This is a genomic window from Silvania sp. (assembly GCF_051656365.1).
In the GTDB taxonomy this organism is placed as follows: Bacteria; Pseudomonadota; Gammaproteobacteria; order Enterobacterales; family Enterobacteriaceae; genus Enterobacter; species Enterobacter hatchlandensis.
In genome coordinates this window covers 1-13,711 of sequence record NZ_JBOGBT010000016.1, presented here as the reverse complement: position 1 = coordinate 13,711, position 13,711 = coordinate 1, and the positions used below count along the sequence as shown (strand labels likewise).

Genomic DNA, 13,711 nt, shown 5'->3' with positions numbered 1-13,711 from the left:
GATGACAAGGGCTGGACGCCAGGGATGGCGGACAGAGGCGACGCGAGACAGGATGTCGAGTTGAGCCGACCGCAGGCAGGAGGTCGTGAGGTGAGCGTAGTGCGAAGCACCGATTTCGTCGCGGGGCCGCGGGGATTGGAAAGGGGGTCGCGGTGACCCCCTTTCCACGTTCACGTGCGGTGAAGTTACTCTATTCTGCTGAACATAAAGTGAACGGAACAATCCTCAATGCTTAACTGACCAGCATTAAGGCAGATGCCTTCACTTTTTTATTGACCGCTTAACTTTTAACGCGACGTCTCTTCCACCAGCGGGCCATCCCGCTTTTCATCGTCCGGATGAACCGGCGCGGTGCTATGGATTTCCTGCACGCGCTTACGCACGCCAAACCAGCCGGCAACCAGCAGCACGGCCAGCAGCGGGATGGTGGCGATAGTGTAAGTGCCGTTCGGGTAATCGAACGCCATCAGCACCAGCACGCTGAACAGGAACAGCAGCGTCAGCCATGAGGTCACCGGGGCGCCCGGCATTTTAAAGCTCACTTCAGCCGCATGACCTTCTTTGATCGCTTTGCGCAGACGCATCTGGCACACCACGATAAAGGCCCAGGAGGCGATGATGCCCAGCGCGGCCACGTTGAGGACGATCTCAAATACCTGCGACGGCACCAGATAGTTCAGGAATACGCCGAATACATACACCACCAGCGTCGCCAGGATGCCCGCATACGGCACCTGCTGCTTGCTCATCTTCGACATAAACTTCGGCGCAGAGCCGCCCATCGACATGGAGCGCAGGATTCGACCGGTCGAGTACAGACCCGAGTTCAGGCTCGAGAGCGCCGCAGTCAGCACCACAATGTTCATGATGCTGCCCACGTACGGCACGCCCAGTTTCGAGAAGAAGGTTACAAACGGACTTTGCCCGGCCTGATAGGCATTCCACGGCAGCAACAGCACCAGCAGCACCACGGAGCCGACGTAGAACAGGCCGATACGCCAGATCACGCTGTTGATCGCTCTTGGCACGGTGTTCTGCGGGTCTTTACACTCGCCTGCAGCGGTGCCCACCAGTTCAATCGAGGCAAAGGCAAACACCACACCCTGCACCAGCACCAGCGCCGGCATAAGGCCGTGCGGGAAGAAACCGCCGTTATCGGTGATCAGGTGGAAGCCGGTCATGTTGCCGTCCAGCGGCTTACCGCTGCCGAGGAACACGGTGCCGACCACCAGGAAGATTACAATCGCCAGCACTTTGACCAGCGCGAACCAGAACTCCATTTCGGCGAACCACTTCACGCCGATCATGTTCATGGTGCCGACAATCGCCAGCGCACCGAGGGCAAACACCCACTGCGGCACATCGCCAAACGCGCCCCAGTAGTGCATATACAGCGCCACGGCGGTGATATCGACGATCCCGGTCATCGCCCAGTTGATGAAGTACATCCAGCCCGCCACGTAGGCGGCTTTTTCGCCGAGGAACTCACGGGCGTAGGAGACAAAGCTGCCGCTGGACGGACGGTGTAACACCAGCTCGCCAAGGGCACGCAGAATAAAGAAGGAGAAGATCCCGCACACCAGATAGACCAGTGCGAGGGCCGGGCCGGCCATTTGCAGACGTGCGCCTGCGCCTAAAAATAGCCCGGTACCGATGGCACCGCCGATAGCGATCATCTGTACCTGACGGTTGCCCATCGCCTTGTGATAGCCCTCTTCGTGGGCGTTCAGCCAGCGACGTTTCGCAGCCTGATGTTCAGCTGCGCTGTTGTTGTTTGTCTTCATTGAGTTACCTGTTTACCTGTCTTAATCAATGTCGTGATGTTCAGACCCGGCAAGCTGCAATACAAACGATTGCTTTTGCGCGGGAACATGCTGCCTTTCCAGTCATTCTGCGTATGGATAAGGCAAAACATGGCGAAGCATCCTACCCGCAATTAATAAACGACGCAAAAAATAACGGGCTGAAAGTGATGCACATTGAAGTAAATTTTAAGGCAGGCGTGACGTTGTCACATAAAGAAGGGGAAGGGGCCTAGGATCTACGCAGAGCCTCTACCAGTAAAGCGAACGCAGTAGTGTGCTGGCGGCGGCCAGGATAGTAAAGATGGTAGCCGTCAAACACCGGGCACCACTCTTCCAGCACCCGCACCAGCCTACCTGCGCGAATGGCTTCCTGCACCGTATCGTCAGGGACATATGCCAGTCCCAGTCCGGCCTCGGCGGCATCAAGACGTTGGGGTAGATTGTTGAGGGTTAACTGCCCCTCAACGCGCACCCGCAGCTCGTGGCCGTCCTGCTCAAACTCCCAGACATACAATCCTCCGCGGGTGGGCAGGCGCATATTGATGCAGCGATGATTGGCCAGTTGCTCCGGGGTGTGCGGCTCGCCATAGCGGGCGAAGTAGGCCGGGGAACCGACCACCGCCATCCGCATATCCGGGGCGATGCGCATCGCAATCATGTCTTTTGCCACCTGCTCGCCCAAACGCACTCCCGCGTCAAAGCGGCCGTCGACGATATCCGTCAGGCCGTTATCCACCGTCACCTCGACGTTGATATCCGGGTATTGCGCCATAAAGGGCTTAAGTACCGGCCACAGTACCTCTGTCATCGCGTGCTCTCCGGCGGTAATGCGGATATTGCCCGCCGGTTTGTCGCGCATATCGCGCAAGGCCGTCAGCTCCTGCTCAATCTCCAGCAGATGCGGGCTCAGGCGAATAAACAGCTGCTCGCCCGCCTCGGTCGGGGCCACGCTGCGGGTGGTGCGGGTCAGCAGACGCACGTCCAGACGCGCTTCGAGATTGCGCATGGCGTGACTGAGAGCCGACTGGGACACCCCAAGCTGAGCGGCTGCGCGGGTAAAGCTGCGCTCGCGGGCGACCACCATAAACGACAGCAGATCGTTAAAATTGTCTTTCAGCATTACGCCACTCCCAATATATGAATTTCATTCATGGTTCCTTTCTGATTATGCAGTCTAATGCTGAGGTGCGTCTTGCGCTACTGTTAACCCCACAGCACAAAAGGAGTCAGCATGAAAATTATCCGTAGTGGTTCGTTACCGTCCGTCCGCGGCCCGGAGGCCTGGTTTACCGGCACCGTGCGTATTGATGCGCCGTTCCAGGCCACCGAGCCCGCCAAAGTGGGTGGGGCGACCGTTACCTTTGAACCCGGCGCGCGTACCGCGTGGCACACCCATCCGCTGGGACAAACCCTGATTGTCACCCAGGGTCGCGGCTGGCTGCAGGAGTGGGGCAAAGAGGCGGAAGTCTTAAATCAGGGCGATATTGCGTGGATCCCGCCGGGCGTAAAACACTGGCACGGGGCCAGCGCACAAACGGCGATGACCCACATTGCCGTTGCCGAAGCGGTAAACGGCAGTCCGGTAGAGTGGCTGGAGAAGGTTACCGACGACCAGTATCCGCAGCCGTAAACAGTTTCTTTTTAATCAGGCTCATCAGAGACACGTCCGTCGGATGAACCACCGCGTGCAGCGCCCGGGTGTAATCCAGCACCAGCCCGGGCGTCCATGCCATATTGGTGGCGCGTTTGCGCAGCTGCCCGGCGATCCACAGCTCCGGAATAAAGAACAGACGCACAAAGCCGCCCCGGGAACAGCGCTCTTTCAACGCGCCGTCGAGCGCGGCTTCGAGGGCATAGGCCACGCTGCTGGAGCAGTTTCGCCAGGTCAGGTTGTAGGTTTCGCTTTGTCGGTACTGCGTCCAGAAGCGGGTCAGCGAGGCGGCATTAAAGGTCGAGAAGTGGATTTTGCGATCTGACTCGCACCAGATACCCGCTTCATACGGGTAGTTCGGTTGATATTTCCCCGCTACCGTGTTGGCTTCGACCGCCTTCAGCAGGTTAAAAAATTCGGCGGGCGAACGGTCGATCTCCGCTGCCGGGTACAGGCTGATGTACAGGGCAGGTGGGAATTCCAGCGCCGCGTGGCCGGTTGAAATCACCCCGTCGGCATCGACGGCGGCGATATAGCGGTTGATCACCGGGCGCGGCAGCGTCTGCTGTTTGGCCGATCCTTCCGGGGTCCAGACGTGCACGGTGAGCTGCTCGCCTGGCGGGCTATCCACGGACAGCGGCAGCGCCTCGCGTTTGCGGGGCATCAGCCCCTGCGGTGCCAGAATATCAAATACCGAGCGACCGTGCCGGATCTGCCGCATCCGCAGTGAAAGCAGCACCGACTGCGAACCTCCGGTAATCATCACCATCCCGATAAACTGCGAAACGGTGCCATCATGTTCTGACGGAAAGGGCAAGAACAGAAAAATGGCGAAGATTACCTGTAAAATGCCGGCCAGCAGGACGCGTCGCCAGTGCGCAAAGCGCACCACCACAGCAGAGGCGATGCTGAACAGGCCGATAATGAAATAGGCAATGCCAAGCACAATAGCCATTGCCAGCGTGCCATCGTGGCGTCCGGATAAAATCAGAATGGCAATCAGCAGGAACAGCCCACCTTTGAAGTAAAAAATCCCGCGCTGTGTGTCCCGGGTTGCCGAGCCCAGCGCCAGCGACACCAGGCTGTCGATCAGCAGAAAAATACCGAAGAGATGCAGCGGGAAGTGACGCCCACCCTGTAAACCATCGATAAAGATCAACAGACCCAGACCGCCCCACAGCACGCCTGCCACCATAAAGAACGGAGCCGCTTTGCGCACGAACGCCGCGCCGGCGAGCAAAAAGGCGATTTGCAGCATCGTTAACCTTCCTCCTCAGTGGTGGGCTGAAACAAGCCGCCGCTTTCCTCGGACCAGAACGCCACAATCACCGGGCGATCGTTGTCTGCCATCATCAGCATATTGCGCTCAGCCATCAGGGTCGGCTTTTGGCCGTCGATGGCCAGCGTAAAGCGGAACGTCTCTGCCACAGGGACGTTTTGCGCCACCGCCTGCCAGCGGGCGGCCATCAGCGCCTGCTGTTGGGGATCGGGCACCTGGGCCAGCAATGCTTCCCGGCGGGTGATAAGGGCTAACGAGGCGGCGAGGGCAGACTGTGCGTGCGGGTTCCAGACCAGCTGACCGCTTTCCAGATCGAGGGAGTAAGCAATATCCCGGGTACCGCGATCGGTGCGGGTCGCATGCCTTTTCTGGGCGCGTATAAATACCAGTAGCAGCGCGGCGGCGGAAAGATAGCACTGCGCCAGCATAATCGACTCTTCAGGTGCCAGGCGGGCGAAATAGAACGGGCCCGTCTCTTGCCACGATGCATAGATAACGACAATGCTAAACAGGATAAACGCCAGCGAACCCAGCCGATCGCCACAGACGATGGTGGTGGCTGCCACCAGCACCAGCGGCAGACAGGCGAGGGAGTAAATCAGCGCAATATTGTCGCCGCTGTCCGGCACGCCGCTGAAAGTGAGCAGGGTGACCAGCAGCACGGCGATCGCCAGGCACAAACCGAGGATCGGCTTTTGTTGCGCGACCTTTTCGTCAGAGGTGATCAGCCCCATCAGCGGGGGCGTCACGAACAGCGTGCTGGTGACGTTGGCACTCCAGGCGATCCACAGCCACTGCATCTGTGAGGTTCCCGCGAGATAAGAGAGCCAGCCTACGCCCGCCAGCGCAGCCAGAGCGCTGATAGCCACCGTCGAGATCACCCAGTTGACGATTTTGTGCAGCCGATCGTAACCCCGGGAAAAATAGCGCACGCTCCAGGCAATACCCATATTGCTGGTCAGCGAAAAAAGACCCAGCATCAGCGACAGGTGCAGAACATGCTGGAACGTCACCCCCAACAGCAGGCGGGCGAGCAGGAGGGTGATAAATAACGCAGGCCACTGTTTTTGCTGGGTGATAAGAAAGGCGGTGACAGCCACGCCTGCGGGCAGCCAGATAAAGGGCAACCGGGTCGCGGGGCCATCGAGGAATAAGGAGATCCAGCCCAGCAGATAGTAGAGCGCACCCCATGCGAGCAACATGACTGCTAACGTCTTTTTATCTGCTTTCATCCAGGGCCCCCGGCGCGACCGTCGCTTTAAAAAGATATGACCTTTTCGCCGGGTTAGCCATTTAAGGACGCAGTATTAACCGCCAAACACCGCAATCGCCTGCTGTAGTCGCGTGGTTCTGTGGGTCAGGTGGTTGGCCGCACTGGTGACGTTATCCACCATCCCGGTGTTATTGTGCGTCATTACGCCAATGCGCGAGATCGACTCATTAATCAGGCTCAGGGCCTGGGTCTGCTCCTGGGTGGCGTGACCAATCTCTTTAATGAGCGCCGACATATTCAACACATTACCAATCATCGCCGTAAGATGGGTTTCGGTTTGCTCCACCATATTCACACCGGCATTGACGCTGGCGACGTTTTTCTCGATAAGCGCGGCGATCTCCTTCGCGGCCGAAGCGGAGTGCTGAGCCAGATTGCGTACTTCGGCTGCCACCACTGCAAAGCCGCGTCCTGCTTCTCCGGCGCGGGCGGCTTCAACTGCCGCGTTGAGGGCCAGAATATTGGTCTGGAAAGCAATACGGTCGATCACGGCGATGATGTCGACGATCTGGCCGTTATCCTGCGAGACCGACTGCATCATGCCGATGGTCTGCTTCATGATTTTTTCACCGCTGTAAGCGCTGGCGCTGGTCTTATCGGCCATCAGGATCGCTTCCCCGGCGGTTTCGGCGGTCTGTTTTACCGCGCTGGCAATCTCTTCCACAGCGGCGGCGGTTTGCTGCAGATCGCCCGCCGTCTCTTCCGAGCGGGCCTGCAGCGCATGACCCTCTTTTTCGACCTGCTGGCTGATATCGCGGATACCGCTGATTTGCGCCCCGACATCATCCACCAGTGAATTGAGGTTTAAACCGGACTGATTAACCAGGCGCATCATCAAACCAATTTCGTCGACGCGATCAAAATGGTAATAGTCAGTTTTGCGTCCCGAAACCACGCGCTGCATCTGTTTAACAATCGACTTTACCGGGCGACTAATTTGGGCATGCAAATACATCGCCAGCAATATAAAAAGCGCCGCCGTGGCAGTCATTTGTATCACGGCGGAGGGGAGTAAAAACGGAATGGCGAAGGTCAGCAGGGCGGTGACAATAAGGCCATAATTAACGCGTTTCGCGGTACTGAGTTTTTTAAATATCGACAGGAAAGAAAATAAACCCCGGCGTACCAGTAGCCCTTTATAAAAACCGTGGCCTTTTATTTCGTTATTTCGCACGCGCTGATAAAGCTGCTCGCTGGCGTCGATCTCTTCCCGGGTTGGAATATTACGCACCGAGATATAACCGGTCAGGATGTCCTGCTGGTAGACCGGCGTCACGTTGGCGCGTACCCAGTAGTGATCCCCGTTGTGGCGGCGGTTCTTCACCAGCCCGGTCCAGCTCTCGCCCTGCTGCAGGGTAAACCACATATCGCCAAATGCCTCGGGGGGCATATCCGGATGGCGGATCACATTATGCGGTTCACCGATAAGATGTTCTTCTTTATAACCACTGGCAACAATAAACGTCGAATTAGCGTAAGTAATATGACTCTGGGTATCGGTGGTCGACATAAGCGTCGATCCATCGTTAAGTAAATACTCGTTTTGTGTAACATGCATGTTACGCTTCATGAGTAACTCCATGGTGATGTCTGAGTAAACAAATGCCGCCCGATAAAGTGTCAGGCAAGATGTCATCGTTATTCTTTAATATTACGGCTGGCGTATTCTCTACGTAATTTTATGAATTGGAAAGCGCCTGACTTAACTATTTTTTATCTGTTAATTGGCGTTAATGTAATAAAAATGCAATAAAGCGAGTGGGCTTATTTTTGTCTGTGGGGGAATAAATCGACTTAAGGCAAATATGAAGTAAATAATGAATCCGTGGGGTAAACCAGGCTTTCGAAATGCCGTTTCATTAACAATGCTAAAACGTTATTATGACGCTCGACCATTTACTGACCGGGGGCAATGTGAAAATCAATATTATCGGCACCAGCGGCAGCGGTAAATCCACGCTTGCCCGACGTATCGCCACGGCGCTGGCGCTGCCCTGTATCGAAATGGACACCCTGTACTGGCAGCCCGACTGGCAGGGCACGCCAGATGAAGTGTTCGTCAGCAAGCTGGAAGCTGCGCTCGACGCCAGCCCCGGCTGGGTGCTGGACGGCAACTACAACCGCACCCGGGCGATCAAGTGGCGCGAGGTCGATCTGGTGGTGTGGGTGGATTACGGCTTTGTCCGCACCCTGCGCCAGGCGGTGATGCGGGCGATAACACGCGCGTGGACCCAGCAGGAGCTGTGGCCAGGCACTGGCAACCGGGAGAGCTTTCGCCGCTCGTTCTTGAGCCGGGAATCGATCCTTATCTGGACCCTCAAAACCTGGCGCAGCAACCGTGTGCGCTACCAGGCCGACATGGATAATCCCGCTTACGCCCACATCCGCTTCGTGCGGATCACTTCGCGCCAGCAGGCCGATGCCCTCATCGCCGGGCTACAGAGCGCACGCTAACCCAGCGCTGTATATCTGAAATCCGGCAAACCAAATGTAAATTAATTGTTTCTCAGAGGTGAAATCGCCCCTTAATAATGGCGACATGTTTAGTCAAACGAGATTGCAACATGTCCTGGCGAATCAGCATTCTGGATAAAAGTCCTGTCGCAGCAAACGAAACGGCCGCCGATGCGCTGGCGCGCACCTTAAGCCTTGCGCAACAGGCGGAGGCGCTGGGTTATCACCGCTTCTGGATTGCCGAACACCACAACACCCCGCAGCTGGCGAGTCCGTCGCCTGAGCTGCTGATTGCCTGGATCCTCGGGCAGACCAAACGCATTCGCGTCGGCTCCGGCGGCGTGATGCTCCAGCACTACAGCCCCTATAAAGTGGCCGAAAACTTCAACCTGCTGGCGGCCATAGCACCGGGTCGCGTCGACCTGGGTGTAGGCAAAGCGCCAGGCGGGCTGCCGCTCTCCACCCGGGCATTACAGCAGGGGCTGAATCAGCAGGAAAAGGGCGATTTCGCGGCCCAGCTGGCGCAGCTCGACGGCTGGTTAAACCCGGCAGCCCAGGCGGAAGAGGAGGCGGTTCGCGCCACCCCGCTGCCGCAAGTACCTGCTCAGGGCTTTCTGCTGGGGGCCAGCGCCGAGAGCGCACGCCTTGCCGCCAGCCTCAACTGGAACTTTGTCTTTGCGGCTCACCTGAACGGCGATCCTGACCTGCTGCGTGAGGTGATTGCCACATGGCGGGCGCACAGTCACCGCGAGGTGATTGTCGCGGTGCAGGCTATCGTCGCCCCAACCCAGGCGCAGGCCGACGCGTTGGCGCAGTCGGTGGAAGTCTGGGGCGTGGAGCTGGCCAACGGTCAGCGGGTCACCGTCGCCAGCGAAGAGCAGGCCTATGCTTTTGCCCGCCAGGCCGGAAGTGAGCCGCTGCGCATTGCCCGTCGTGCCCAGTCGCTGCTGGCTGGCACCGCAGAGTCGGTACTGGATCAGCTGGAGGCCCTGCATCAACAGTGGGGTATTGACGAATTTATTATTGATACGCCGGTGGCGGATGGCGCTGCCCGCGTGCAGTCCCTGCGTCTGCTGGCAGCGGTCCGTCAGCAACGGGAGGTGGCGGTATGAGCCTCGGACAACAGCTGATCGCCTGGCGTCGTGAACTGCACCAACACCCGGAACTCTCCGGAGAAGAAGTTGAAACCACCGCCCGCCTGCGCCAGTGGCTGGGCGATGCGGGGATTAAGATCCTGCCTTACGATCTGCACACCGGCGTCGTGGCCGAAGTGGGCGAGGGCGACAAACGCATTGCCCTGCGCGCCGATATCGATGCACTGCCGATTGAGGAGCGCAGCGGCGTAGCCTTCAGTTCACAACGCCCGGGGGTGATGCACGCCTGCGGACACGATATCCACACCAGCGTGATCCTCGGCGCCGCCTTAGAACTTAAAGCGCGTGAAGCCTCGCTGAATGGCCGGGTGCGGATCCTGTTTCAGCCTGCAGAAGAGAACTTCGGCGGTGCGAAAAGTCTGGTGCGCGCTGGCGCTCTGCGCGACGTCAGCGCCATCTTCGGCATGCACAACGAACCCGGCTTGCCGGTGGGCAGCTTCGCCACCCGCGGCGGGCCGTTTTACGCCAACGTTGACCGCTTTGTTTTCCGCATTACCGGCAAAGGGGCGCATGCCGCCCGTCCGCACGAAGGTAACGACGCCATTGTGCTCGCCAGCCAACTGGTGACCGCGCTGCAAAGCGTCGCCAGTCGCAACGTGAACACCCTGGACTCGGTGGTGCTGAGCGTGACGCGCATTACCGGGGGCAATACCTGGAACGTGCTGCCGGAAAGCGTCGAGCTGGAAGGCACCTTGCGCACCCACCGCACCGACGTGCAGGAAAAGGTCAAAGCCCGGGTATCGGAGATCGCCGCCGGGTTTGCCAGCGCCTTTGCCGCACAAATCGACATCATCTGGTATGCCGGGCCGACCGCGCTGGTCAACGACGCCAACTGGGCCGACTTTGCCACCTCAGTGGCGCGCGAAAGCGGTTTTGAGACCCAGCACGCCGAACTGCACATGGGCGGGGAAGATTTTGCCGTCTACCTGCAACACATTCCTGGCGCCTTCGTCAGCATTGGCAGCGCCAGTCAGTATGGTCTGCATCACCCGGCCTTTAACCCGGATGAAGCCCTGATCGAACCCGCCGCGCGATATTTCGCCCAGCTTGCAGAAAAAGCACTGAATCAACTTTAAGGTAAGGAGTGAATATGTCCGCAACACGACAGCTGCGATTGGGCACGATTTTGCATGGTGCGTCGGGGAACATGTCGGCCTGGCGCCACCCGGCGGCCACCGCCGATGCCAGCATCAATTTTGAGTTTGTAAAAGAGACGGCGTTGAAAGCGGAGGCGGGCAAGCTCGACTTCCTGTTTGTCGCCGATGGTCTGTACATCAACGAGAAGTCGATTCCACACTTTCTCAACCGCTTTGAGCCACTGACGGTGTTATCGGCACTGGCAACCATCACCTCGCGCCTCGGGCTGGTCGGCACCTTGTCCACCTCCTACAGCGAGCCGTTTACCGTGGCGCGCCAGTTTGCCAGCCTCGACCATCTGAGCAACGGCCGGGCAGGCTGGAACGTGGTGACCTCCCCGCTGGAAGGCTCGGCGAAGAACTTCTCCCGCGACAAGCACCCGGAGCACGCCTTGCGCTACCGCATTGCCGATGAGTATCTCGACGTGGTGAAAGGGCTGTGGGATTCCTGGGAAGGCGATGCCTTTGTGCGCAACAAGGAGAGCGGCCAGTTCTTTGATCCGCAGAAACTGCACACCCTCGATCACCACGGCGATTTCTTTAAGGTCGCCGGGCCGCTGAACATTGGCCGTACCCCACAGGGCAGGCCGATTGTCTTCCAGGCCGGGGCCTCCGACGACGGTAAAAAGCTGGCGGCTAAACATGCCGACGCCATCTTCACCCATCACGAGACCTTTGAAGAGGCTCAGGCCTTCCACCGCGACGTGAAAAGCCAGCTGGAACAGCATGGCCGTCGTGCCGACGAGCTGCATATCTTCCAGGGCGTGAGCGTAATTGTGGGTAAAGACGCCGACGACGTTGAGCAGCAGTATCAAACCACCGCCGCGCTGGTGTCGATTACCGATGCCCTGAACTATCTCGGACGCTATTTTGAGCACCACGATTTTAGCCAGTATCCGCTCGATGAACCCTTCCCGGACATTGGCGATCTGGGGCAGAACAGCTTTCGCAGCACCACCGATGAGATCAAGCGTAACGCGCGGGATCGCAACTTAACCCTGCGCCAGGTCGCGCTGGAAGCCGCCTCGCCGCGCCCGCGCTTTTCCGGCACCCCGGAAGAGGTCGCTGACGGACTACAGCAGTGGTTCGACGGCTACGCAGCGGACGGCTTTATCATCCAGGGCGGCACGCCGGATACCTTCCCGCGCTTTGTGGATCAGGTGGTGCCCCTGCTGCAGGCGCGCGGCCTGTTCCGTACTGAATACCCCGGCACCACCCTGCGTGAGAGCCTGGGATTAGACCAGCCAGAAAATCAGTTCACACAACAATAACCACACAATAAGAGAAGCCTGCTATGCATAAATCATCGCTTTTTCTGGCGCTCGCGCTGGCCTTTACCCCTGCCGTCTGGGCAGAGAACGTGAACATTAACGGCACCGGCGTAAGCCTGGAAGCCAACAAAACGCCGATCAACACGGCGAAAAACCCAGAGGCGATTGCTCAGCTGCCGGCGAGCTTTAAGCCCGCGGTGCCGGGGAAATTCACCGTGGCGATTGCCGGCCTGAGCCAGCCGCCATTAACCGTCTTTGCTGATGACAACAAAACCCTGATCGGCAGCGAGGCGGATATCGCCCGTCTGGTCGCCGACAGCCTCGGACTGGAGCTGAACATCGTCCCGACCTCGTGGGAAGACTGGCCGCTGGGCGTCACCTCAGGGAAATACGATGCGGCGATCAGCAATATTACCGTCACCAAAGATCGTAAAGAGAAGTTCGACTTTGCCACCTATCGCAAAGATTCACTCGGTTTCTACGTGAAATCGACCAGCACCATTAAGAGCCTCGAGAAGGCGGAAGACATCGCCGGGCTGCGGATCATCGTCGGATCCGGCACCAACCAGGAGGCGATCCTGCTGGCCTGGGATGCGGAAAACCAGAAGAAAGGCCTCAAGCCGTTCACCCCGGTCTACACCAAGGACGATGCGGCTCAGACCCTGGCCCTGCAGTCCGGGCGGGCGGATGCCTTCTTCGGCCCGAACGTGATTGGCGCATGGAAAGCAGCCCTGAACGGCAAAACCAAGCTGGTAGGCAGCGTGGACGGCGGCTGGCCGAAGGCGGCGCACATCGCCGTGACCCTGAAAAAAGGCAGCGGGCTGGCTGAACCGGTGCAGACCGCGCTTAACGGGGTGATCAAAAACGGCGATTACGACAAAGTGCTGAACCGCTGGGGCGAAGGGGTGGAGCGCATTCCAGGCTCTGAAGTGAACCCGGCTGGTCTGGGTGACTAAGGAGACCTTATGAGCGACCTTTTTCGCGACGTATCGCCAGAGGACGCCGATCTTCAGCCCGTTATTGACGGGCTGTTCGGTGAATACGCGGCCCGCTACGGCGACTATTTTGCTAAAGACGCCGAGATCGAACTGACCGAATGGTATCTGCCGCCGCAGGGGCTGTTCATTGTGCTTGAGCGCGACGGGCAGATCATCGCCACCGGGGCCTATAAGCCGCTCGATGAGCAGACTGCGGAAATCAAACGTATCTGGACCGACAAAACCCTGCGTCAGCAGGGGCTTGCGGCAAAAGTGGTGCAGGAGCTGGAACGTCGGGCGGTGCAGGCGGGCTACAGCCAGATGTACCTCACCACCGGTTTTCGCCAGCCGGAAGCGGTGCGGCTCTACCTGAGCCAGGGCTACACGGCGCAGTTTGACCTCGCCCGCGACCCGGAAGAGTACAGCCAGCCGCCGTTTGACGGGCGGCTGCGCTTCACCAAAACGCTGGTACGCGAAGCGTTCAGTAAATCCGCATGAGGAACGACGATGAACAACGTTGAAACCATCAAAGTGGTCCCGGCGCGCGACCCGCTGCGCACCGTTGGCGCCGTTGTCGCGCTGTTTGTGCTGGCGATTGTCGTGCAGTCGGTGGCCTTTAATCCGCGCTGGGAGTGGGCGGTGTTCGCACGCTGGTTCTTTGACCCGGTGATCCTCGAGGGCGTGGGGCAGACGCTGCTGCTGACCCTGATC

At 58.7% G+C, this 13,711-nt stretch carries 10 protein-coding genes and 2 pseudogenes; 7 read left to right on the top strand and 5 right to left on the bottom strand.

What is annotated here, in order from left to right; translation table 11 throughout:
- Positions 1–287 precede the first annotated feature (287 nt).
- Complete coding sequence (gene ansP / locus ACRDD5_RS02800; RefSeq protein WP_271281171.1) at positions 288–1,784, bottom strand: L-asparagine permease; 1,497 nt, start codon at positions 1,782–1,784, stop codon at positions 288–290.
- Between the two features lie 250 nt (positions 1,785–2,034).
- Entirely contained in the window at positions 2,035–2,925 is an 891-nt protein-coding gene (locus ACRDD5_RS02795; RefSeq protein ID WP_438675855.1) for a LysR family transcriptional regulator, read from the bottom strand.
- A 111-nt stretch (positions 2,926–3,036) separates the two neighbouring features.
- Between ACRDD5_RS02795 and ACRDD5_RS02790 the strand changes: the two genes are divergently transcribed.
- Positions 3,037–3,435 carry a (R)-mandelonitrile lyase gene (locus ACRDD5_RS02790; RefSeq protein ID WP_271281169.1) on the top strand — a complete coding sequence of 133 codons (399 nt, stop codon included), beginning with the start codon at positions 3,037–3,039 and terminating at the stop codon, positions 3,433–3,435.
- Here the strand turns inward: ACRDD5_RS02790 and ACRDD5_RS02785 are convergent.
- From ACRDD5_RS02785 to ACRDD5_RS02775, 3 genes are all read right to left on the bottom strand, one after another.
- Positions 3,407–4,714 (bottom strand): MFS transporter, encoded by a 1,308-nt coding sequence (locus ACRDD5_RS02785; RefSeq protein ID WP_271281168.1) that lies wholly within the window; start codon positions 4,712–4,714, stop codon positions 3,407–3,409. The genes ACRDD5_RS02790 and ACRDD5_RS02785 overlap by 29 nt on opposite strands.
- A 2-nt stretch (positions 4,715–4,716) precedes the next feature.
- The gene (locus tag ACRDD5_RS02780) at positions 4,717–5,967 is read right to left on the bottom strand and encodes an MASE1 domain-containing protein (protein WP_438675854.1); all 1,251 of its coding nucleotides are present in this window, start codon (positions 5,965–5,967) and stop codon (positions 4,717–4,719) included.
- Positions 5,968–6,042: 75 nt separating this feature from the next.
- Positions 6,043–7,578 (bottom strand): methyl-accepting chemotaxis protein, encoded by a 1,536-nt coding sequence (locus tag ACRDD5_RS02775; protein WP_438675853.1) that lies wholly within the window; start codon positions 7,576–7,578, stop codon positions 6,043–6,045.
- 344 nt (positions 7,579–7,922) lie between these two features.
- On the opposite strand from ACRDD5_RS02775, the gene ACRDD5_RS02770 reads away from it, so the two are divergent.
- The 6 genes and pseudogenes from ACRDD5_RS02770 to ACRDD5_RS02745 form a co-directional block, all read left to right on the top strand.
- On the top strand, positions 7,923–8,462 hold the full coding sequence (locus tag ACRDD5_RS02770; protein WP_438675852.1) for an adenylate kinase: 540 nt from the start codon (positions 7,923–7,925) through the stop codon (positions 8,460–8,462).
- A gap of 110 nt (positions 8,463–8,572) precedes the next feature.
- The gene (locus ACRDD5_RS02765) at positions 8,573–9,574 is read left to right on the top strand and encodes an LLM class flavin-dependent oxidoreductase (RefSeq protein ID WP_438675851.1); all 1,002 of its coding nucleotides are present in this window, start codon (positions 8,573–8,575) and stop codon (positions 9,572–9,574) included.
- Positions 9,571–10,692 (top strand): amidohydrolase, encoded by a 1,122-nt coding sequence (locus tag ACRDD5_RS02760; protein ID WP_271281163.1) that lies wholly within the window; start codon positions 9,571–9,573, stop codon positions 10,690–10,692. The genes ACRDD5_RS02765 and ACRDD5_RS02760 overlap by 4 nt, the downstream gene beginning before the upstream one ends.
- 14 nt (positions 10,693–10,706) lie before the next feature.
- Positions 10,707–12,979: pseudogene (locus tag ACRDD5_RS02755) on the top strand (NtaA/DmoA family FMN-dependent monooxygenase).
- A gap of 9 nt (positions 12,980–12,988) precedes the next feature.
- Positions 12,989–13,498 carry a GNAT family N-acetyltransferase gene (locus tag ACRDD5_RS02750; protein WP_438675850.1) on the top strand — a complete coding sequence of 170 codons (510 nt, stop codon included), beginning with the start codon at positions 12,989–12,991 and terminating at the stop codon, positions 13,496–13,498.
- A gap of 9 nt (positions 13,499–13,507) precedes the next feature.
- Positions 13,508–13,711 (top strand): annotated as a pseudogene (locus ACRDD5_RS02745) (amino acid ABC transporter permease); the annotation flags it as partial.